This window comes from Pseudoduganella sp. RAF19 (assembly GCF_052114165.1).
Taxonomy (GTDB): domain Bacteria; phylum Pseudomonadota; class Gammaproteobacteria; order Burkholderiales; family Burkholderiaceae_D; genus Rugamonas.
Genome location: NZ_JBFREF010000002.1, coordinates 64,711 through 85,751, shown reverse-complemented (window position 1 = coordinate 85,751; position 21,041 = coordinate 64,711). Strand labels below are relative to the sequence as shown.

At 64.2% G+C, this 21,041-nt stretch carries 16 protein-coding genes; 5 read left to right on the top strand and 11 right to left on the bottom strand.

Features of this window, described 5'->3' with window-relative positions; translation table 11 throughout:
* Positions 1-7 precede the first annotated feature (7 nt).
* Positions 8-490, top strand: coding sequence for an SH3 domain-containing protein (locus AB4Z19_RS05060; RefSeq protein WP_442024208.1), 483 nt, complete (start codon positions 8-10; stop codon positions 488-490).
* A 148-nt stretch (positions 491-638) separates the two neighbouring features.
* On the top strand, positions 639-2,138 hold the full coding sequence (locus AB4Z19_RS05055; RefSeq protein WP_442024206.1) for an FHA domain-containing protein: 1,500 nt from the start codon (positions 639-641) through the stop codon (positions 2,136-2,138).
* Here the strand turns inward: AB4Z19_RS05055 and AB4Z19_RS05050 are convergent, their stop codons facing one another.
* From AB4Z19_RS05050 to AB4Z19_RS05010, 9 genes are all read right to left on the bottom strand, one after another.
* Positions 2,139-3,023 carry a pirin family protein gene (locus AB4Z19_RS05050; RefSeq protein ID WP_442034523.1) on the bottom strand — a complete coding sequence of 295 codons (885 nt, stop codon included), beginning with the start codon at positions 3,021-3,023 and terminating at the stop codon, positions 2,139-2,141.
* A complete protein-coding gene (locus tag AB4Z19_RS05045) occupies positions 3,020-3,427 on the bottom strand; it encodes an OsmC family protein (RefSeq protein ID WP_442024202.1) in 408 nt (135 codons plus the stop codon). The genes AB4Z19_RS05050 and AB4Z19_RS05045 overlap by 4 nt, the downstream gene beginning before the upstream one ends.
* A 54-nt stretch (positions 3,428-3,481) precedes the next feature.
* Entirely contained in the window at positions 3,482-5,767 is a 2,286-nt protein-coding gene (locus tag AB4Z19_RS05040; RefSeq protein ID WP_442034521.1) for an SUMF1/EgtB/PvdO family nonheme iron enzyme, read from the bottom strand.
* 8 nt (positions 5,768-5,775) lie between these two features.
* Entirely contained in the window at positions 5,776-8,019 is a 2,244-nt protein-coding gene (locus AB4Z19_RS05035; RefSeq protein WP_442034519.1) for an SPFH domain-containing protein, read from the bottom strand.
* Between the two features lie 80 nt (positions 8,020-8,099).
* Positions 8,100-9,077: a hypothetical protein gene (locus AB4Z19_RS05030; RefSeq protein WP_442034517.1), complete on the bottom strand. Its 978-nt coding sequence runs from the start codon at positions 9,075-9,077 to the stop codon at positions 8,100-8,102.
* On the bottom strand, positions 9,074-10,558 hold the full coding sequence (locus tag AB4Z19_RS05025) for a hypothetical protein (protein ID WP_442034515.1): 1,485 nt from the start codon (positions 10,556-10,558) through the stop codon (positions 9,074-9,076). Before AB4Z19_RS05025 ends, AB4Z19_RS05030 begins: the two co-directional genes overlap by 4 nt.
* A gap of 4 nt (positions 10,559-10,562) precedes the next feature.
* Positions 10,563-11,117 carry a hypothetical protein gene (locus tag AB4Z19_RS05020; protein WP_442024038.1) on the bottom strand — a complete coding sequence of 185 codons (555 nt, stop codon included), beginning with the start codon at positions 11,115-11,117 and terminating at the stop codon, positions 10,563-10,565.
* A gap of 2 nt (positions 11,118-11,119) precedes the next feature.
* On the bottom strand, positions 11,120-12,253 hold the full coding sequence (locus tag AB4Z19_RS05015) for a hypothetical protein (protein WP_442024034.1): 1,134 nt from the start codon (positions 12,251-12,253) through the stop codon (positions 11,120-11,122).
* A 111-nt stretch (positions 12,254-12,364) separates the two neighbouring features.
* A complete protein-coding gene (locus AB4Z19_RS05010) occupies positions 12,365-15,811 on the bottom strand; it encodes a penicillin-binding transpeptidase domain-containing protein (RefSeq protein ID WP_442024032.1) in 3,447 nt (1,148 codons plus the stop codon).
* Positions 15,812-16,017: 206 nt separating this feature from the next.
* Here AB4Z19_RS05010 and AB4Z19_RS05005 point away from each other — a divergent pair, with 206 nt between their 5' ends.
* The gene (locus tag AB4Z19_RS05005) at positions 16,018-16,257 is read left to right on the top strand and encodes a hypothetical protein (protein WP_442024028.1); all 240 of its coding nucleotides are present in this window, start codon (positions 16,018-16,020) and stop codon (positions 16,255-16,257) included.
* Between the two features lie 135 nt (positions 16,258-16,392).
* Positions 16,393-16,944 carry a YXWGXW repeat-containing protein gene (locus AB4Z19_RS05000; protein WP_442024026.1) on the top strand — a complete coding sequence of 184 codons (552 nt, stop codon included), beginning with the start codon at positions 16,393-16,395 and terminating at the stop codon, positions 16,942-16,944.
* 53 nt (positions 16,945-16,997) lie between these two features.
* Here the strand turns inward: AB4Z19_RS05000 and AB4Z19_RS04995 are convergent, their stop codons facing one another.
* Complete coding sequence (locus tag AB4Z19_RS04995) at positions 16,998-18,893, bottom strand: alpha/beta fold hydrolase (protein WP_442024024.1); 1,896 nt, start codon at positions 18,891-18,893, stop codon at positions 16,998-17,000.
* A gap of 66 nt (positions 18,894-18,959) precedes the next feature.
* On the opposite strand from AB4Z19_RS04995, the gene AB4Z19_RS04990 reads away from it, so the two are divergent.
* Positions 18,960-19,427, top strand: coding sequence for a ribonuclease HI family protein (locus AB4Z19_RS04990; protein WP_442024022.1), 468 nt, complete (start codon positions 18,960-18,962; stop codon positions 19,425-19,427).
* Here AB4Z19_RS04990 and AB4Z19_RS04985 read toward each other — a convergent pair.
* A complete protein-coding gene (locus tag AB4Z19_RS04985) occupies positions 19,424-21,040 on the bottom strand; it encodes a methyl-accepting chemotaxis protein (RefSeq protein ID WP_442024020.1) in 1,617 nt (538 codons plus the stop codon). The two genes, AB4Z19_RS04990 and AB4Z19_RS04985, sit on opposite strands and share 4 nt — an antisense overlap.
* Position 21,041: the final 1 nt, after the last annotated feature.

The window sequence follows — 21,041 nt, the reverse complement described above, 5'->3', positions numbered from 1 at the left end:
CGTGACCATGATCATAACAACTTACCAACTGGCGGCGTATGGCGCGGCACTGGCGATGACGCTGGTGCTGGCGTCCTATCTCACGCCGAAAACCTGGTGGCGCCGCCCGACCGCGCGCGGACTGGTCATCCTGGCCGCAGGCACCTGGGGCATTGGCGCCCTGCTGCTGCACGTCTTCGCCACGCCAGTCGCCGCCAACGACCTGGCCAGCGCCACGCCGGTCAAGCTGCGCGCCACGGCTATGCGGACGGCGGCACCGGCGGATGTCTATCTCGCCACCGCCGGCCAGCCCTTCCGCGTCCACCGTGACCTGAACCTGCGTGCCGACGCCAGCACCAGCGCCGAGCGCCTGGTCGTAGTCCCAGCCGGAGCCCTGGTTACGCCGACCGGCGAACGGCGCGGCGACTGGTGGCAAATCCGCGCCGAAACCGACGGCCGGACACATACCGGATGGGCCAGCAGCCTGTGGCTCCGGCGTACAAATGAGTGACATAAAAATACACTTTTATTATCAAAACGTTGCGTATTTGATGCACCGAGAATAGAGAGGGAAAAAGGGTCCTGATCGGACCACAGCCGGGTTGCCAAGGCTGGGGTAAAGCGCGTAAAGTCTCGCTTATCTTCCGCGCCGCAATCCAATGAACAAGTGTAGTCATCCCGATCATCCGCATTGCACCTTCTGGGTCATGCCAGGGGAAAGCACGTGCACGGGCGGCCACAGTCAACCTGTCGCCGACCCGGCGCCAAACAGCTTCGACATGCTGAACGCCATGCGCAATGCCCGCACTGGTCCGCAACCGACGGCGCAGGCAGGTTATGGCACGGGCGTTCGCGTCCGTCCGCAGCTGCACATCAGCGGCTTCGATCCACGCGCGGCCGGCGGCCGCCAGACGCTGAAGATGGAACTGCGCGGCATGCCGCAGGACTGCGCGCCTCAGCTGGCGATCAAACTTCAATCCGAACTGATTCCGAACGGCGTGGTGCGCCAGCAGTGCGTACGCTCGGTCGACGGCGACTGGCGTCCATTGTTTGTCGAATTTTCATCGCGCGGCATGGAGCACGGCCAGTACCAGATCAATGCCGAGATCCTGAGCCAGGACGCGGGCCAGCCAGCGCGCAAATGGGAATGCACTTTTGTCATCCTGGTGCCACGCGCGGACGCCACGCTCACTGAAATCCACCGCATCTTCCTCAGCACCCACAAGAATGTGCGGGTGATGGCGGACGACGCCTCCATCGCGCGCGTGTCGGCGCAAGGCGGCGACAGCATGGACATCGATGTCACCGCGCGCAACGCGGGCATCGCCCACCTCGACCTGGGCGCGCCGCAGGGCAAGGTGGACCTCGGCTTCTCCACCATCGCGTGGGACGAGGATCTGATCGAAATCGAACTGCCGCGCACCGGCCCGACCCACCCGCACCCGAGCCGCGCTGCAAGCTTCATCAACGCTGCACCGGAAGCCGGCATGCACCGCCACGTGCGCATGTTCGCGGCCGAAGAATGCGTGCTTGGCCGATTCGAGCTGGTTGATCCGGAATCGGACGTGCTGCTCACCCACTACACACCGGATGGGCAGGACACCGCAGGCCTGACGCGCCGCCTGTCCGGCCGCCACGCCGTGATCCGCCGCGGTGCGCAAGGTTTTGAAATCGAAGACGTATCGCGCTATGGCCTGCTGCTGGACGGCGTCTGGCCGGGCAAGCACAAGCCGGTGACGCTGCGCCTCGGCATGAAGATCGAACTGAGCGCCAGCATCAAGGGCATCGTCGTGCTGACCGTGTCCGCCATCATGCCGCATGGCGTGGTCCTGCACCGCGTCGACGAAGGCGCGCGCGCCGAGTGCTTCGTGATCCTGCAGCCGGACACGCATCCCGGCTACCCGATCCCGCGCTTTGCCGCATCGCCTGCCGCTGCCGGGATGCCACTGCTGATGCATCACAACGGCGGCTTCTGGCATCTGGATCAATTGACCGGTAAGGAAACCGCACTGGCGCCAACACCGGTGCAAGAAAAACTGAGCCGCATCCCGCAGCACACCCGCTTCGCCAGCGAGCCTTATCCGGAATGCTGGATCATCCGCACCGGCGCACAAGACCTGCACAGCACCGTCGCCGCGCAGGCCGCATTTACCGCCTGATTACTGCGCCGAAGGCTTCTTCGGCGGCAGCGGAATGAATTCCGTCTCGCCGGGCACTTTCTCGAAACGCTGCGCTTCCCAATCCTCGGCTGCCTTCAGCAGACGCTCCTTGCTGGACGACACGAAGTTCCAGAACAGGTAGCGGTGACCGTCCAGCGGTTCGCCGCCGATAATCATGAATTGCGCGTCGTCCGAAGCCTGCACGCGCTGCGAAGTCGTGGTGTCCAGCAGCGCCATGGTGTGCAGCGCCACCGGCTGGCCATCGACTTCGATCGCGCCACTGATCGGGAAGATCGCCGCTTCCGGCGGCAGGCCCGTCAGGGCCAGCTGCTGGCCCGCGCGCAGCTTTACGTCCAGGTAGAGGGTCTGGCTATAGGTTTGCACCGGCGAGGTCATACCAAAGGCAGAGCCGATCAGTACGCGCACTTCCGCGCCATCGATGGTCTGCGACGGAATCGCGTCGGCGGGTGTGTGGCAGAAGCCAGGCGCGTCCTCTTCATGCGCCTGCGGCAGCGCGGCCCACAGCTGCAGGCCGTGGTTGCGGTATTGCGTGCCCTTCAGGTCTTTGGGGGCGCGCTCGGAGTGCACGATGCCGCGCCCCGCCGTCATCCAGTTGATGGCGCCCGGTTCGATGCGCTGCACGGAGCCGACGCTGTCGCGGTGCTCCATCGCGCCTTCGAACAGATAGGTCACGGTGGCCAGGCCAATATGCGGGTGTGGGCGCACGTCGAAATCCGCGTCCGGCGGCACATCGACGGGCCCGAAGTGGTCGAAGAAGATAAAGGGGCCAACAGCCTGCTTGATGGCGGCGGGCAGGAAGCGGCGCACCATGAAGCCGCCGCCCAGGTCCTTCTCATGGCCTTTGATGATATGAGCGATATTCATTCGGATTGCCCCAGCAGAGTAGTGATTTCAGTGGTTACGGCCGTCATCAGCTTGTGCACGGGGCACTTCTGGGCGACAGCCAGCAATTCTTCGCGCTGCTCGCCGGTCAGCGGGCCGCTCAGCTGCAGGGTCGCGGTCAGGCGGTACACGCCCTTGCGTTCTTCGCTGTCGTCGCGCTCCGTGGTTACCTGCACATCTTCGACCGGAATGTTCTTGCGCTTCGCATACCAGACCACGGTCAGGGCCTTGCAGGCGCTGATAGCGGCGTCATACAGATCGTGAGGATTGGGACCGGCATCGCTGCCGCCTTCAGGCAGTGTGCCGTCCACGGAGACGATGTGATTGCGCACATGAAGAACGTGGCGCATGGGGAGCGACTGGTCGCGAACTACTTTAACGGTCATGATGATTCCTGCATGTTAAAAAGGACATACAGCAATGTACACCTTTGCAGAAAGTCATGCCAGATTTCGCACCACCCTGAAGCCCACCACGTCATTGGCCAGCACCGCCGAATAGCCATTGCGCAGGCCCGAACGCAGATAGCGCGGCTGATAAAGCCAGGCGCCGCCGCGCAGGATGCGGCGCGCGGCGTCGCCGCCCTGCTCCCACGCGCTGCCGTCGGCCGGCGCGCCTTCGTAGTTCTCGTGCACCGCGTCCTGCGTCCATTCCCATACATTGCCGTGCATGTCGAACAGTCCCCAGGGGTTGGGCTGGAAGGTGCCGACCGCCGTCGTGCCGCCTCTGAATTCGCCGCGCACACTATTGTGGTATGTGAAGTTGCCGTCGTAGTTGGCGTGCTCGGTGCTGATTTCGTCGCCGAAGCTGAAGGCCGTGTGCGTGCCTGCGCGGCAGGCGTATTCCCATTCCGCTTCGGTTGGCAGACGGTAGGCCTGGCCCGTTTTTTCGGATAGCCACTGCAGGTAAAGCTGCGTATCGTTCCAACTCACGCAAACCACAGGATGTTCGTCGGTCTGTTTGAAGCCGGGGTCGGCCCAGTTTTCGTCGAGCTTCGATTCCCAGTCCGTGGCGCGCACGAACTGCCGCCATTCTCGCACCGTGACGGGATAGCGTCCCAGCGCGAATGGCCGCTCGATGCCGACCCAGTGTGCAGGCAGCTCCTTGTCCAGCCAGGTCTTTTGCGAGCCGGCCTTCAGCGCAACCGAATGCTCAAAGGCGGTGGAACCCATCTGGAAGCGGCCGGTCGGAATCAGCACCAGATCCGGCCCAGCGCCGGTGCCGTCCTGGAAGCGGTCGCGCAGCACGCCGCTGGCATCGGCTACCGGGCTGCTGGACGTCATGGCCGCCAGCTCCGCCGCCTTGCGCGCCGCCTCTTCCTTGCGGTGACGATCCTGTTCAAGGCGATAGGCCGCTTCCGCCTTCAACTGCGCCAACTTGCGATGGCGCTCTTCCTCCTCCTGGCGCGCTTTCAGGGCATCGGCCTCACGCCGGGCGATGAGTTGCTGGCGCAGTTTCTCCTTGCGCTGCCGCGCTTCTTCCTCCGCTTGCAGGCGGCGCTGTTTTTCCAGCTCGCGCCTGATCTGCTCCTGCTTTGCCTTCTCCACCGCGGCCGCCTGCGCCTGCACTTTGCGCTGTTCGGCCAGCGCGAGCTGACGCTGCACTTCTTCCTGCCGTTGACGTTCAGCTTCTTCCTTGCGCTGGCGTTCAGCCTCGCGCGCCTGTTCCTGCTCTTGCGCCAGCCGCGCCTTCTCTTCCGCGGCGCGCACTGCCAGTTCCTCTTCACTGGGACCGGCAGCGCCGCCCAGCGCATCCAGCAGCGCCGTCACACTGGCGGGACGTTCCTTCGGATTCAACGCGAAGCCGCGCTGCAGCACTTGCCACTGCAGTTCATTGAGCGCATCCGGTTTCTTTGGCTGCACGCCGGCGGCACGCTGCTCGCCAAACGGCATGACGCCTTCCAGCATCTGGTAAATCATGACGGCCACCGCGTACACGTCCAGCTGCGGACGCGGGTTGCCCTGGTTGGTGCCCGCTTCCGGCGCCCGATAACCCGCCGTGCCGGCGTTCGGCGTTTGCAGGCCCAGGGTGCTGCCGGTGTTGCGGGCGCGCGAGGCGATGCCGAAGTCCAGCAGCTTGATCTCGCCTTCTTTGGTCAGGAATACATTGCCTGGCTTGAGGTCGCGGTGCACCAGCTTGTGCTTATCCCAGGCATATTGCAGCGCATCGGCGACGGGGTGCAGCAGGCGCTGCACTTCTTCCTCTGTGGCCTTGCCGTGCTCCGCCAGCCAGGCGTCGAGATCCTGGCCTTCCAGGCACTCCATGATGATGAAGTAGCTGGAGGTCGCCGGGTCCTGCGCCCATTCGTAGACGCGCACGATATTGTCATGCGCCAGGCGGCGTGCCGACGTCGCCTCTTCGATCAGCAGCTTGGCGTGGGCCGGACTCTGCGTCAGCTGCGGCGGCAGGATCTTCAGCGCCACCAGTTCGCTGTGGCCCAGTTCCGCATGCGTGGCGAGGTCGGTGGCCTGCCACACCTGGCCCATGCCGCCCATGCCGATCAGGCGCTCCAGCCGGTAGCGGCGGTTTTGCGGGCCAATTTCCTGCCCCGTCATCAGGCCCAGCTCCGTGCCCTGACGCTGCTGCGCGGGCGAAGCGGAACCTCCCGGAGGCGCATATTCGGCATCCAGGATAGCGTTCTTGCGGCGGTCGAACTCTTGCTGGCTTAGCAGGCCGTCCTCATGGAGGGCGCGCAGTTCGCGAATCTTATCTCGTGCTGTCTGCATTCTTTCCTTTACTGCTGCAGCGGCGCACCGCACTCAGGACAGAACCGCGCCTCCGCACCGACCACGTGTCCGTTGGCGCAGCGCCGTGGCTGTGGCGCCGCCGGCGCGGCCGCATGGTGATGGTGCACGGCGCTGCCGGTATGCTGCTTCAGCAGGTCAATCTGGTGCTGGCGTTCCTTGTCGCCTTGCGCGTCGCGATAGGCGCGCTCGTCCTGTACCTGCTGCTGCGCCATGCGCAGTGCTTCCGCTGGCGTGATGCTGTTTTCCGCAGCGACTACGCCAGCCAGCGCTTGCAGCTGTTCGGGCGTCATCGTGGCCTGCGACTGCATGCGCATCAACTGGGCCAGCGCTTCCGCGTTTGGCGTGGCGGCCAGGGCGATCTTGGCGGTGTCGCTCATGCGGCCGATGGCCTCCAGGCGGTCGATGTCGATCCGCGCCAGTTCGGCGGCATGATTCTGCTGGGCGATCATGCTCTCGTATTCCACTTTCCAGCGGTTGAAGCGCTCTTCGCGTTCCATCTCCAGCTTCTTCAGCGATTGCTGCCACTGCGCTTCCTGGTCGCGCAGCTTGAGTACCAGCCGCTGCTCTTCGACCTGCACCTGGTCCAGCGCGGCCTGATGCGCCAGGCCTTGCGCTTGCTTTTGATGCATGCCGTCGGCTTCGATGGTGCGCAGCAGCTTTTCGTACTGGGCGATGGATTCGGCATTGGCGCCGGCGCGCTTCAGTTCTTCCAGCTTAGCGTTGATCTCGGCGACATGCACGTGGGCCGTCGCGTCCTTCGCCTCCTCGCCGCGCGCGAGCTCGCGCTTGCGGGCCAGATGCTGCTCTTCTTCCCATTCCTGCACGCGCTCCGCCTCGCGCTGGCGGGCGGCATTGGCCAGCGCCACACCCTGGAAGCGCGCACGGTGATGTTCGGCTTCGATTTCCTGTTCGCGCTGTTTGGCGTCCGTTTCAGCTTTGCGCAGCAGATTGATCTGGGTACGGCGGTAAGATTCGTCTTCAATCGACAGCGCTTGCTGCATGCGGTTCTGAATCTGCTGCACGTGCAATTGATGCGAGAAGCGCTGGCGCGCCAATGCGCGTTCCTCCATCGCCGCCTGCTGCGCCATTTCCAGCTCGGTGCGCATCTTGATCTGGGCCAGGTGGCGCACGTGATCCCATTCAGCGGCTTCGCCGGTCTGCAGTGATTTCTTTTTCGCCAGCTCGTGTTCCAGCTCGGTCAACGTGGCGCCGGCACCGCGCTCAAAAGCTTGCTTGCGTGTTTTCGATTCGATGATGCGGCCATACAGGTCGATTTCGCGGGCACGGATGGCCTGGATACGTTCCGCTTCCTGCAGCGCCAGTTCGGCCTTTTCAACGTTTGCGTCCTGACGCAGTTCGGCGCGGCGGAAGTCGCTGCGCATCTTCTGCTCTTCGCGCCAGATGGCTTGCCATTCTTCCTCGTCGTACAGCTGGTCCAGCTGTTTCACGTGTTCGAGCTGGATGTGGCGCTCGTCCGCCACCAGCCACAGGCTGCCGAGGCGTTCCCGGTTGTTATCGAACTTGTCGTGGCGTAGAGCCAGCGTGTCGACCTGCACGGCAGCCAGTCCGAATTCAGCAAGACGCTGCTTCAGCGAGGCTTGCAGGCGTTCGTTCAGCTGTTCACGCAGCGTGTGATTGGAGGCCATATCGCGCATCGAACGGCCGCCAATGAACTCCGCCGCGATCTGGCGCACCGATGGCGCCAGCAACTCGTGCAGTTGCAGCGTGGTGACGGTGCCCGGCACGGTCATGAAGTGCTGCGCAAAGGCGGCCACGTTTTCGACCTTGATGCCGACGGTGAAGCGCGCAGAAACCTTCAGGAATTCCGACGTATGCAGATCGCTGTAGCTGAATTCAACCGGCAGCGGCGTGGTGCGCGTGATCAGGATTTCGGCGTGCTGGTCGCGCAGCAGATTATTCAGGCGGTAGAAGAAGCCTTCCAGTTCGTATTCGCCCTGCGGCACTTCGGTCGCCTTGTCGCCTTGCAGGATGTAAGCGCGGGTGGTGGCTGGCACGCGCAAAGTCTTGGTGAAAATGCCGGACAGCTGGCGCACGCCAAAATACACCGCCAACTCGTCGTTCGCCGGAATCCAGCGGTTCTCGTGCAAGACCGGTTCGCTGCGCGGCGCGCCCAGCGTCAGGCCGCACTGATTGCAGTAGCCGGACGCGTCGCCGTTGCGGTGTCCGCATCGCGGGCACTTCACGCCGCCAAAACCAAACATCTTGAACATGTGAGACTCCTTTTTTCACCAATCACATGGGCTGCCTTCCCGATTTTATCAGGGGCACCCGCTATCGTCTTGCGCACGATTCAGATCAGCCCAATCCGTTCGACGCAGGCCAGCGTGGCGCCTTTTGCGCGCAGGGCCGGCTGGTAGTCCACGCCCAGTTCGTCCTGCCAGGCCTTAGGCAGCAGGACGCGGTCGCCGGGGGCGGCTTGTTTCAATATCAACTCCGTTTTCGGCTGGCGGCCTTCCACGGCTTCCACCCGGCCGGCGTGCCAGGCTGTCGAGCTGCCGGTCGCGATCAGCCGGCCGCGCGGGATGAATTCACGGCCACGCGCGAGGCGGTCAGCCATCACCAGCGCGAGCTGGTAGGAATCCCCCTGGAAGCGCGGCTGGGCAAAGCGCACCACGGTTTTCCAGCGGTTCTGGGCTTTGCCGTCGAAGTGCCGCGCTGCCGACAGTACCTGGCGCACGGCCGCTTGCGCAGTCAGGTCGAGGCCTGGTGCGGCGATCGTGTCTTCTTCCTCTGTCGTAGCGTCGTCCAGCGGGCTGACGCTAACTTCGACCCAGCTTAATGCATCGTTGATGCCGCCGCTGTGCAGCGGGAACCAGGCGCGCGCTGTCGACACGGCCGCTGACGGGTCGGCGTGCCCCGTCAACGCCCCCAGATGGGTTAAGCCATCCGCGCCGCTGACCTGGCCGAGGTGCCAGTGGTCGGACCAGCCCATCGCTGTGACTTGCGCGCTGTCGGGTTGCCAGACACCGCGCACCATGCGGTCGGCCAGCACGGCGGCCAGCTCCCAGTTGCGCTCATCAGCAGCTGGTGCGAGGTCGAGGCTAAGCACCACCTGCTCGCGGCTGTCGTGGCGCGCTTCGGTCAGACGGGCCAGTCGCACGACGTTTTGCATGGCTTCGCTCAGCTGCGGCGCGCCGGGCACCACGCACTTGACCTCTGCGCGGTTGGCGCGCGGGCGGCGCGTGGCCGTGATGGTGGCGACGCGGCCATCGGCCAGCACGGTGCGGCACTCGGCGGTGGGCGGACGCGGGGGCGTAAGCATGCTCATTTTCGCGCTCCCAGGGTTGGCTCGCGGCGCTCGATCTCTTCTCCTCCGGCCGGCGGCGGCACCGCGCGGCGGTTGGCCAGCGCAAATTCGAGGTTGGCGACCAGCCGGTCGGCTTCATCGTATAGCTGCGCTATCTCGTCTGCTCGCGCGAGCTTCATGCTGGCCAGCAGCGCCCAGGCATCGTCCAGTGCGCCGACGGCGGCCGCGGCATGTCCGGCACGTTGCGCCTGCTGCTCGCGCGGCAGCGCACGACCCGGCGTTGCCCATGCCAGCGATGGCATTGTGTTTACATCCAGCGCGGCCAGCGCGAACCGCTGCAGCAGCTCCTGCTGCACTGCGAAGCCACCTTCAGGAGGCGCGAGCATCCGCATTGCGGCCGACAGCGCCGGCAGTTCCAGGAACAGCCGGCGCAGGGCGTAAGCATCGCGTTCCGCCGGCGCGGCTTCATTAGCGCCACCGTGCGCCTGCTCCCTCGGCATCCCCTCGCCGCCCGGCGCGAAGTCAAATTGTAGCTCCATTGGTCGCGCACCGAGGGACGCTTGCGGAACCGGAGCCCCCGCGGTAGTCGTATCCGCCGCGTGCCCGCCAACCGCCGTAGCAGCATCCAGCGCAGCGCCCAGCCGTGCCGCTGAGGCGGTCGCAGGAGTGGGAGCGTACGGCGTGGCGGCGCTCAGCGCGGCTTCAGACGACGCGGCGGCGGATCGTTCGGTGGCCGACGGTGCTAGCGCGCCTGGCTTGGTGGCAGTTGGCGCAGCTCGCGACGGCGCAGCGTCCGATGGTGCCACATGGGTGGTCGAAGGCGTGGGAGCGGGCGGCGTGGCAGCGGGAAGCGCGACCGGATCGGCGCCCTGTCGCGCTGGCGGCGCGAGGGTGGCGCGGCGGGTGCGGAGGGTGGCGGCGAGGTCGGATGCCGGGTGGAGGTCGATGGGGTAGCAGTCTTCGACCGTCACGCCGAACCGGGTGTAGAGCAGTTCGTTCAGGCCGGCGCGGAAACCGTGCCATTCTTCGATGGATGTGCACGGCGGCAGATCCAGCAGCCCTTCACTAAGCGCCCCCTGCACCGCCGACTGCGCGGCAAACGCGAAATCGGATACGGACAGCGACGATGGCCCGCCAGCCAATTCGCTGGCCAGGAACAGATCGAAGCGCTGCTGCGCCATGCGTGGATCGCCCGCGTCAACCAGAAACTCCAGCCGCAATCCTGTTTCCGGCGCCGCAGAAAACGGCACAATGGCCAACACATAAGGCCCCGGATGAAAACACCAGGCCACCTCGCCATCGGACAAGCTCACGCGCGGCGTGCCGAAAGCGCCAACCCGGCGCGTCTGCCCAGAAGCTGCCACGATCACGGCGGTGCATGCCTCCGGCACCACGGCGCCATCGTCCAGGCGCAATGCGAGCAGCTCCCCGCCCAGCCGCTGCAAATCGGCGGAGGCGGAAGAGGCTTTGCCTCGTCCTCGCAAGCGCTTGAACAGTCCCATGACTTTATTGGCCGAGCGGCTCGATGGAGAACGCCGCGCCGCGCTGCTGGAAGTGCGCGGACGGCGCTTCCGCAAACGGCCAGGCACGTTCACACTCGCCGTCCGCATCGAGGCGCCCTTGCAGCACCACAGCGCCCTGCCCGTCCAGCACACGCAGCAAAGGACGCTCGCGCATCACATCCGCCGCAAACGGCGCCGACGCCTCCAGCTTCAGAATCACCTGCCAGCCATCGCCCTCAGCCAGAAAATGCAGGCTCCAGCAGCCATCATCAGTGCCCAGGCTATCCAACGCCGTGGCCGAAGCAGCAGCACGCAACATGCCGCGGCTGCCGCGCCAGGCGCTGACCATGGCAGCAGCCCGGCGGCGCTCCAGCGCCAGGTGACGGAAGCGTTTCAGCGTCAGCGGCGACGCATTCAACGCCGCCAATTGCGCGGCGTCAAGCGGACGGCTGCCGTCCAACGCCGCCAGCAGCACACTATCCGCCAGCGCCAGGCGGTCGTCCGGCGCCTCGCGGGCCAGCAGCAGACGCTCCTGCAATTTGCGTTCCGGCGTGGTCATATTCAATTACCTCTCCCGTACAACCTGTCTATCGTTTCATTGCGCCGCTTGCGCAGCGTGGGCACGGACATGCCGCCCATGACCGCCAGTTGCTGCATGGTCGGCAGCTCGCCGGTGGCCGGATCGCGCCAATCGTCCGGATAACTGTCGTCATCTGGACCGAGCAGCTTCTGGAACACGGCCAGGCGCACTGGCAGCGGTTCGTCCTGCAAAGCAGCCAATGCCTCTGTCTTTTCAGGATAGCTGGGGGACGGAGAAAGCTCCGGTTCGGCCTCCGATTCCGCGACCACCCGCCAATAATCCTCCAGCCAGGCCGTGGCGTCTTCCGAATCCTGCTGCCAGTCGCCATCCTGATTCGACGACAGCTCTTCATAATCGCCGATTTCCCTGAGCATTTCAGCAATCTTGTCAGGACTGTTCTTCAGGCTCGCGAAGCGTTTGGACTTGGTATGCAGCGGTCCCGGCGAGCCGGCAAACTGCTCCAGGGACTCGCTCCAGCGGATGATCCACTCCGCGCGGCAGCCGCTGATGGAAGTCATCTGGCGCACCTCAATTGGATGGCCTGCCAGCTCGCGTCCCAGAATCGCCCCAACCTGAGCGCCATTGCGCTCCCAGTTCGCGAACAGGGCCTCGATATCGCGATATGCCGTATCCAGCATGCGGTAGGTGTAGATCCTGTTGGGCGAGCAATCGCGGCCCGTGGCAGCCTGGTAATTGTCGGAATCGACCTTGTCGCGCAGGACGGCAAACATATCGTTCACCTTCTTGCGCAGGATGCCGTCGCCTGCCTCGTTGGCCCAGAATGCGCCAAGACGCCCATGTTCGGCCACGATGGCTGCCATGAAGGCATTCCAGAACGAGGGCTGCGCCTGCAGTTCGAACAGCAGGGCCAATGCCAGTTCGGCCACACTGTCGCCATAGCTGTTGCCGGACGCCTCGCCGCGCGAACGGCGCGCTACCTGGCGCAAGCCTTGCGCCATCGCATCCGTGTACCAATCGAGCAGCTTGGCGTGACGGGAGCCGTCGAGCATCTGGTGCAGATCGCACTGCCGGAACACGTCCAGCGAGCTGGCTCCCAGCAGCTTGCGCACGTGTTCCCAGCCGTGTTCCTGATAGCGGGTTCCTGGCAGCCGCATACTTTCCTGTTGATGAAATTGCACGCCGGGCCAGCGGATATCGCGCGGCTGCCGACGCATGTGCGCGTATCTTGTCACGTCCGGCGCTGACGCATTCTCAGCTGGACAGGCCTATTTCCCCTTCTTTTCATCGTTCTGCCCAGCCATTGCGGACAGCATGGCCGCGATGATGGGCGCCGCATGCTCGCCGCCGCTGGCTTGCGAATGGCTGATGAAGGCCGCGAAGGCCAGCCGGTGCGGCTGATTCGGCAGAGTGTTCGGCTCCAGCCAGCCGGTGAACCAGACCGTGGCCTCCTTGTCGCTGACAGGTGCGGTGCCGGTTTTGCCGTACAGGCCACGGCGGATTTGCGCCATCGGCGGGCCGCCGAACGCACCGGCGCCGGTGCCGATGTCCACGACGCCTTTCATGCCAGCGCGGATGCGGTCCAGGCGCACGCCGAGCGGCTGGCCATCGATGTCCGCCGCCTGTTTGCCGTCAAGCGCCAGCAGCAGGCGTGGTGTGACGGTGCGGCCGCTGCCGATGGCGGCGGAGGCCAGCGCCATTTGCAGCGGCGTCGCCTGCATGCGCAGGCCGATGGACATTTGCCGGAGCTCGTGGCGGCTGTGGATGGGGTCAATACGCGCTGGCGTGGCTTGCAGGGCGTCGTAGGCGGTCCAGGCAAAGTCCTTGGGCAGCAGGTCGCCATCGAGATGCATCGGCTGTTCGAAGCCGAGCTGGCGGGCTGCCGCGAGGATGGGACGGGCTGCATCGAGTGCGCCTGCTTCCAGTGGCTGCATGTCTGGGATGCCGCCGTCTGCACGTCCGAGAAGGCTGCGGTCACTCAGTTCGCCGGACCAGGCGAACCAGGTGTTGATGCTGTAGGTCAGGGCTTGCTGCACGCCGAGGCGGCCTTCCTGCGCGCGGCGGTCGACGTTCTGCTCGTGGTAGTTGGTAATGTGGGCCTGGTGCGGCGTCATCGGATAAATCGCGGCGCCTGTGCGGAAGGCGAAGCCGCGCACGTCGGCCATGGCGTTGATGGCGTTCAGCGGCAGGCCGCCCAACAGCGCGTTCAGTTGCGGGTCGTTTTGCGCGGCGCGTTCCAGGCCAAGTGCACTGATGATCTTGAAAGTCGAACCGGGGCTGTTGTTGGCGCCTCCGTCATGCTGCAGCGCCGGCAGCCGCAGTGGACTGCGCGCGGGGTTGCTGCGGTCGAAGTCACGCGCCTCCTGCCAGTTTTCCGGGCCAAGTTGCGGTTCGCCGCTGCCGGCGGCGGCAAGGATGTCACCGTTTTCTGCGTCGAGAAGGACGAAGCCAGCATGACGGCCGGCGGGCGGGATAGTGCTGTTGTGGCATTGTTTGCCGTCCCAGCGGCCCTGGCGCTGGCCCTGGCATTCCAGGATGGCTTGCGCGGTGGCCTGCAGTTGCAGATCAACGGTGAGCCGTCCGCTGCTGGATGCGCCGACAGCGGCACGCGCCAGCACGCCTGCAACGCTGGACGCCTGATCGGGGCTGATGCCAAGCATGGTCGCCAGGCCGGCTTCGCGCGCAGCGGGCAGTGGTGCGCTGTCGCCCCACAGCGGTGCGCCATTGCGGTCTTCAATGCGCACCGCAGCTGCGCTCACGCCGCGCGCGGCCAGCGCTGACGGGCTGCGGCTCAGTGCATGCCACTGCAGTTTTCCATTCGTTACCCGCAGGTGACGGTATTGCTGGTCGCCTGGCTGGGCAGCGGACGAAATGTCCAGCGGCGCGGCGCGCAAGGCTATTTGCGCGGTGCCTGGGTTGGGGCGCAATGTGAGGTGCTGCACGTCGGTGGACGCGCGGCAGGCGCGGCCCGTACACGCGTCCACGCTCGTCACGCGCGCACCGGCGACGCCGCCTTGCATGTGGCCGGCCAGCAGCAGGTCGATTGTCTCGCTGCCGCTGGCCGGTTGCGGCAGCGTGATGGTCAAAGTCGAGACACCAGCGCCAAGTCCTGCCGCACGCGTCCACGGCGCCCAGCCGACAGGCATGTCGGCAAACAGCCGCGCCGCCGACGCAGGCATTGCCGTCGAGGTCCCCGCCGCGCCGCCATCAACGCCGACGCCAATGCCGCGCGCACCGCCGCCAGTCGCGCCAACGCCAATCGGGCCGCCACCAATCAGGCCCGCACTGGTCGCGGAGTCCAACGCAATGACGCTCCAGCGTCGCGCGCTTGTTGCGCGTGTTGCGCTCGCGGTCGCGGTCGCGGCAGCATCCGAAGCGGCGGTGGCCGGGGCTGACGCAGCAGGTGGTGCGGCGCGGAGGCGCCAGGCGAAGAGGCGGCGTTCGCTGTTGAAGATGTCGATTTGCTGGCGGACGTAGGCGCCGTCGGCTTGCTGGTACAGGCGCTTCATCAGCGCGCGCGTGGATGGATCGTCACGCACACTCTCCCAGCCGGTCAGGCTCGCGGCACGGGTGTCGGGCGGCGCGGCGAGCCATTGCAGCAGATCGCGCGGTGCGGCTTCCGCCATGCCGTCAGAAGAGAGCCGCACCAGGCCATGTTCCTGCAGCGATTTGAAAAGCGTTTCGTCCTCCAGGGCAGTTGGCGCGGCGGACGGAATCACGTAGCGGCCGGGTGGCAGGCGTACGCTGGACGCACTCTGCGCGGCAAAGGCCACGACCAGCGCGCGGCCGTCATCCTGCCCGCGTTCGTATAGCTGCACCACCAGCTCACCGGCTTGCGGACAGCCAGCGGCCGCGCGTCGCTCGATGCGGATGGCGCCATCGGCCCAGGCCAGCCAGCCTTGACGCTGCAGCGTGCTGTCGGCACTGGCGCCCTGCTCCACTTTGCCAGCCGTGGCGTCGCTGACCCAGCGCGCTGGAATGTCTTCATTTTTCCAGCTGACGTGCAGCGGAACGTCCGGTGAAGCGCTACCACTCAACTGAATCGCCGGCATACGGCGACCGTCGCGCACGAGCATGACGTTGCGCGGGGCTGCGGATTCGTTGCGTGATGCCATCCAGCGCTCAACATCACTGAAATGCTGGCCCAGATGCAGTGGCATCAGGCGGCCATCGCTCCGCAGCTGTGTGCAGAGGTCGACGCGTACGGCGGGAGCTGCTTGCATGCCGCTTGCGATCAGCACTGCGCCATTTGCGTGCGCGTCGAGCGTGACGCCGGGCGCGCTGGGCACGTCGAAAGTCGCACCGGGTAGCACGGACTGCAGCGCGTCGGTAGCCTGGCGCTCGGCTTGCGAGACGGGAGTGGCCGCTGCGGCGGCGGTCAGGTTGCGGGCGTGTACCGCGATCAGCACGGCGCCGCCCAGCATCAGCGCGGCACAGCCGATTGGCAGCATGCAGCTGCGGATCGATGGCTCGGGCAGCCAGTGCGCCATGCCGGAGCGTTGGACACCAGCGCCAGTGCGAGCCGCGACGGAGGTGTCTGCACCAGGCGAGGTATCTGAGCGCGCGTTTGCACCCACGTCTGCGCGCACACCGGCGGACGCGGCGCGGACGTCCGGGCGCGGACGCCGCTGGCCTGCGCGCAGGTTGCGCCGACGGCGCGCGTCGCGACGCCAGGACGCGAGCGCCTGCGCCATCTCTGCCAATGATCGAGCCATCGTTCCCCCGGAAGTGTTCTTTGCACAGCCATAGCCGGGGGAAGGAGAAAGCGCTGAGCATCCGGCGCCGGTTTTCTGCATTTTGCGCCGCAAAATCCGCCGTTCGTCGCAGGCTCGTGGCGACGCGAGGGGTGCTTGGATACAGTGAGCACATGGACAGAACACAAACCCGTCCAGCCCCAGCAAAACCGAAAGAGGAACACGAAATGAAAGTCCTGCGTAACTTTGAAGCCCTGTTCATCGCCACCCTGGGCCTGGCTTGCGCCGCTAACTATGCTGTCGACAGTGTCGCAACGCACAAAGCTGAACCAAGCCGCGTCGCCACAGCCGCTGCGCCGTATGCCGCCAGCGCTGGTATGCAAGTGGTTGTTGTCAGCGCCAAGCGCATGAGCGCCGCCGAGAAAGCCGCTTCGCTGGCCGTTGAGCAAAAAAACGCCAAGATCTGAGAATGTAAGTATGTGCGTCAGCGCACACCGAAGTGTTAGCAGATTTCGGCATTTGTAAAAAACTGAATCAGGCTTACCTCCGTTATAGCTGGCTTGCTATAGTGAATTCAAAGCTTCACTAAACGGAGATAAACCATGATCAAATCTAAACTCATCGCTGCAGCCGCACTCACCTTGGGAATGGCTGCAATTGCACCGACCCAGGCGCTGGCCCAAGTGGGCGTTTCGCTTGTGATTGGCGACGCTCCACCTCCACCACGCTTTGAAAGCGTACCGCCTTTGCGCGCAGGGTACGTGTGGGCGCCGGGCTACTGGAATTGGGACGGCTACCGCCACGTGTGGGTCGGTGGCCACTGGATGCCGGAACGCCGCGGCTACCGCTATCACCCGGCAGAATGGGTGCGAGTGGATAACGGCTGGCGCCTGCAGCAAGGCGGCTGGAATACTTACTACGAGTCGCCGCGCTATGTAGAGGCACCTCGCTATGTTGAGGCGCCACGTTATTACGAGCAGCCGCGCTATTACCGTGATGGCCGCTATCACGACCGTGACCATGACGGCATCCCGGATCGCCGCGACCACGACCGCGACAACGACGGTATCCCGAACCGTTACGACCGTGACCGCGACGGCGACGGCGTACCAAACCGCTACGACCGCCGGCCGGATAATCCTTATCGCCACTAAAATTGGCGGATCGTTGATCCGCCCTACGAGGCCACCTTGCGGTGGCCTTTTTTTTACGGCTTGGCTTTCAGGTATTTGTCGAGGAATTCGACCATCTTTGCATTCGCCACCGCCTGGTTCTTCTTTTTGCTGAAGCCGTGGCCTTCGTCATCGAACACCACGTACTCAACCGGCACGCCGTTCTTTTTCACGGCGTCCACGATCTCGTCGCTTTCCGGTTTGATCACGCGTGGGTCGTTCTTGCCCTGGATGACCATCAGCGGACGGCGAATTTCGGAAGCGTGGAACAACGGCGAAGTCGCGGTCAGGAATTCCTTGTCTTTGACCGGATCACCGATTTCTTCGTACAGGGCCTTGCGCTGCGATTCCCAGTATGGCGGGATCGATTCCAGCGTACGAATCCAGTTGCTGACGCCGAAGATGTCCACGCCCACTTTGAACGTCTCAGGACGGAAGGCCAGCGCTGACAATGTCATATAGCCGCCGTAGCTGCCACCCATGATGCCAATGCGGTCCGCGTCGACATAGTTTTGCATCGCCAGCCAGGTTTTCGCTTCGACACAATCCCACAGCGGCTCACGGCCGTGCTTATGGTCGTCCGCCATGTGGAAGCTCTTGCCATAGCCGCTGCTGCCGCGGTTATTGATGCCCAGGACCGCATAGCCATTGTTGACGATGTACTGAATCAGGGCGCTGTAGCCGCGGCGCGTCTGGCCGCCCGGGCCACCGTGCACGAAGACCACCGCCGGCACCTTGCTGGCCGCAGAAGCGCCCTTCGGCTTGTAGTAAATCGACGGGATCACCATGCCGTCGAAGGACTTGAAGCGTACCACTTCCGCCTCAACCAAGTCTTCCGGATTGATTTCCTTGTTCAGACTTTCGGTCAGCTTGCGGCTCTGCTTCGTCTTCAGATCGTAGACATACAGATTGTTCGGCGAACGGTCACCGTTGACGTAGAAGGCCATCAGATTGCCGCTTTCGGAAAACACGACGCCACGGATTTCGCCGCCCGGAGCCTTCGGCAGCGCAACCAGTTTCTCGTCCTTGCCTTCCACGATGCGCAGCACGGTGCTGCCGTCCTGGTTCACCGAGCTGACACGGTAGCGGCCATTACGTGAGAAGCCCGTACCGGCCATATCCCAGTTGGCCTTCTCATGTTCGGCGACGGCGCCGGTAGCGAGATCGTAGGTACGGATGCTGGTAAATTCGCCGCCGGCGTTAGACAGGAAGTACAGCTTCTTCGACTCAGGATCGAAAGTCTCTGCGTCATAGGTGGCCGGTTCGGTGTGCTGCGTGATCAGCTTTTTCTCTTTCGTGACCAGGTTGTACAGGTAGATATCGCTGTCGGACGTGGTATTCGGCTTGTTCAAAGCCAGCCATTTCTCGTCGCGGCTGATTTCGGAAGGCGTGATGCCGTCCTCGTTCTTGTAGATCATCTCGCGCGAGTAGTCTTTGGCGTTGTAGCGGTACAAGTCGAAGTATTTCGGATCGCGTTCGTTGGTCAGCACGAAGAAAGACTTGCCGTCCGTGCTCCAGCCGCGGAACATGGCTTTCAGCTTGTCGCCCGGCGTCAGATCCTTCTCACTGCCATCGAGCTCGCGCACGAACAGGTGGTTCTGCTCATTGCCGCCCTGATCGCGCGTAAACAGAATCCGGTTATCCGTGCGGAAGAAGCCGACCGCGAAGGTGCTGTCCACCGTCGATCTGGTCAGCGCGACCGGCGTGCCGCCAGCGACGGGGATGGCGTAGGCATTGAAGATGCCGCTTTCATTGCTGGTGAAGAGGATCTGCTTTTCATCGGGGCTGAAGGAAGCACCATTGATGGAGGTGGTGGCCATGAACTGCTCGATCGTGTACTTCTTCGGCGTCTTTGGTGCGGCAGCAGCATGTGCACCGCCAAGCGACAGGGCAAGCACGGCGAGGCCGGCTGCGCGGAGGATCAATGCCATTGGTGGGATCTCCTGTTAGAATTTTTGGGAAATACAGCGCAACCAGTGTTGCAAAATCAGCTATACATGTCAACGAATCAGGAAAAAGCCCGCGCCGAAAAGCTCGCGCGGCAGAAAGTGCCCGCTTCCGCCGCCGCATGGCACGCGTGGTTTGACGGGTCAGCCAATCCCAATCCAGGCCGCATCGGCATAGGCGCCCTGCTGGAAGGTCCGCAAGGCGAGCGCATTGAAATCAGCCGCCAGGCCGGCCACGGCAGCAGCGGCGATGCCGAATATCTGGCGCTGATCGCGCTATTGGAAAAAGCGGTGGAACTGGAACTGGCCGAACTGCTGGTGTACGGCGACAGCCAGGTCGTGGTGCACGATGTGCTGCTGGCGCAAGGTTCGGGAGCGAAGGTTTTGGCGCACCACCGCGAGCGGGTGGGCGATTTGATGGCGCGGCTGGCACAGGTGAATGTGCGCTGGGTGCCACGCCACCGGAATGGCGAGGCGGATCGCCTGTCGCAGCAGGCGTCCGCCAGTAGTGCTGCTTAGCGGCGGCCCAGGCGCAGTGCCGGGCGCGCTGCGGCGCGACGGGCCTGCGATGCGGCGCCAGCTTCTTGGCCCACATTGAATACACTGACCACTTGCGCCAGGCTGGTACACTGCTGGCGCATCGAGTCCGCCGCCGCGGCCGATTCCTCCACCAGCGCCGCGTTCTGCTGCGTCACGGTGTCCATCTGGCCGATGGCTTTGTACACTTCATCGATGCCCACGCTTTGCTCCGCGCTGGCGGCGGTGATTTCGCTGATGATGTCCGTCACGCGCTGCACGCTGGCGACGATTTCTTCCATCGTGCTGCCTGCCTCGCCAACCAGCTTGCTGCCCTGATTGACCTTGTCGACCGAATCGTTGATCAGTTCCTTGATCTCCTTGGCCGCCCCGGCGGAACGCTGCGCCAGGTTGCGCACTTCGGAGGCCACCACCGCGAAACCGCGGCCCTGCTCACCCGCCCGCGCCGCTTCAACGGCAGCGTTCAGGGCCAGGATATTGGTCTGGAAGGCGATACTGTCGATCACGGAAATGATGTCCACGATGCGGCGCGAAGATTCGTTGATCGACTCCATGGTGCCGACCACTTCCGACACCACACTGCCGCCCTTCACTGCCACCGACGCCGCGGCATCCGCCAGCTGATTGGCCTGGCGGGCATTGTCGGCGTTGTTCTTCACGGTCGACGTCAATTCTTCCATCGACGAGGCGGTTTCTTCCAGCGAAGCCGCCTGCTGCTCGGTACGCGAGCTCAGGTCCTGGTTGCCCGCCGCGATCTCGATCGACGAGGTGCCGATCGAATCGGTGCCATTGCGTACTTCCAGCACGATGTTCAGCAGCGCCTGGTTCATATCCTTCAGCGCCAGCAGCAGCTGGCCAGTTTCATCCTTGCCGCTGACCTCAATCTGCGTGGTCAGGTCGCCAGCCGCCACACGGCGCGCGGCGTCCACAGCTTTTTGCAAAGGCTGGGTGATGCCGGTGGTGAGCAGCCATGCGCAGGTCGCGCCAAAGACCAGCACCAGCACGGCCAGAATCATCATCCTCGTGCGCCCGGTGGCGGCCGCATCGGCAATGTGATGCGCGATATTGTCGATTTTCCCGCGCTGCATTTTCAGCAGATCCTGAATCAGGGCCTGATAGGCGGCAGCGCCGGGTTTGTAGCCTTTCTCGAAAACGTCGTTGGCCTGCTCCAGCTCACCGGCCGCCTTCAGCTTGGCCACCTGGTCGCGTGTGGACAGGTAGACTTTGCGCTGCTCCATGATTTTTTCGAACAGCGCTTTCTCGTCGTCTTCGTCGATCAGGTCAACGATTTTCTTTTGCAGCTCGGCCGATGCGGCGGTGGATATCTTGCCTTCCTCCGCAAAATAAGCGGCCAGGCTTGGATCGCTGCTGCGCGCGATCGCGGTGGTACGACGGATAGCGCTATCTATCTTGCTATACCAATCGGAAATCATGCGTTCCTTGGCCAGCGGGGTTTCCATCATGTCGTGCGTGGCGTCGGCCACTTGTTGCAGGCGCCAGATGCCGATGGCAGTAATCAGCATGGCAAACGCCAGAATCACGGCAAACCCTAGCGCCAGGCGCTTGCCGATGCTGATGTTGTTCAAGGCTCGCATG

Excerpts from the sequence above, each read along its gene's own strand:
- AB4Z19_RS05025 (WP_442034515.1), bottom strand. The coding sequence starts at position 10,558 with ATGGGACTGTTCAAGCGCTTGCGAGGACGAGGCAAAGCCTCTTCCGCC.
- AB4Z19_RS05010 (WP_442024032.1), bottom strand. The coding sequence starts at position 15,811 with ATGGCTCGATCATTGGCAGAGATGGCGCAGGCGCTCGCGTCCTGGCGT.
- AB4Z19_RS05055 (WP_442024206.1), top strand. The coding sequence starts at position 639 with ATGAACAAGTGTAGTCATCCCGATCATCCGCATTGCACCTTCTGGGTC.
- AB4Z19_RS05050 (WP_442034523.1), bottom strand. The coding sequence starts at position 3,023 with ATGAATATCGCTCATATCATCAAAGGCCATGAGAAGGACCTGGGCGGC.
- AB4Z19_RS04985 (WP_442024020.1), bottom strand. The coding sequence starts at position 21,040 with ATGCGAGCCTTGAACAACATCAGCATCGGCAAGCGCCTGGCGCTAGGG.
- AB4Z19_RS05005 (WP_442024028.1), top strand. The coding sequence starts at position 16,018 with ATGAAAGTCCTGCGTAACTTTGAAGCCCTGTTCATCGCCACCCTGGGC.
- AB4Z19_RS05020 (WP_442024038.1), bottom strand. The coding sequence starts at position 11,117 with ATGACCACGCCGGAACGCAAATTGCAGGAGCGTCTGCTGCTGGCCCGC.
- AB4Z19_RS05030 (WP_442034517.1), bottom strand. The coding sequence starts at position 9,077 with ATGAGCATGCTTACGCCCCCGCGTCCGCCCACCGCCGAGTGCCGCACC.
- AB4Z19_RS05035 (WP_442034519.1), bottom strand. The coding sequence starts at position 8,019 with ATGTTCAAGATGTTTGGTTTTGGCGGCGTGAAGTGCCCGCGATGCGGA.
- AB4Z19_RS05045 (WP_442024202.1), bottom strand. The coding sequence starts at position 3,427 with ATGACCGTTAAAGTAGTTCGCGACCAGTCGCTCCCCATGCGCCACGTT.
- AB4Z19_RS05060 (WP_442024208.1), top strand. The coding sequence starts at position 8 with ATGATCATAACAACTTACCAACTGGCGGCGTATGGCGCGGCACTGGCG.
- AB4Z19_RS05040 (WP_442034521.1), bottom strand. The coding sequence starts at position 5,767 with ATGCAGACAGCACGAGATAAGATTCGCGAACTGCGCGCCCTCCATGAG.
- AB4Z19_RS05015 (WP_442024034.1), bottom strand. The coding sequence starts at position 12,253 with ATGCGGCTGCCAGGAACCCGCTATCAGGAACACGGCTGGGAACACGTG.
- AB4Z19_RS04995 (WP_442024024.1), bottom strand. The coding sequence starts at position 18,893 with ATGGCATTGATCCTCCGCGCAGCCGGCCTCGCCGTGCTTGCCCTGTCG.
- AB4Z19_RS04990 (WP_442024022.1), top strand. The coding sequence starts at position 18,960 with ATGTCAACGAATCAGGAAAAAGCCCGCGCCGAAAAGCTCGCGCGGCAG.
- AB4Z19_RS05000 (WP_442024026.1), top strand. The coding sequence starts at position 16,393 with ATGATCAAATCTAAACTCATCGCTGCAGCCGCACTCACCTTGGGAATG.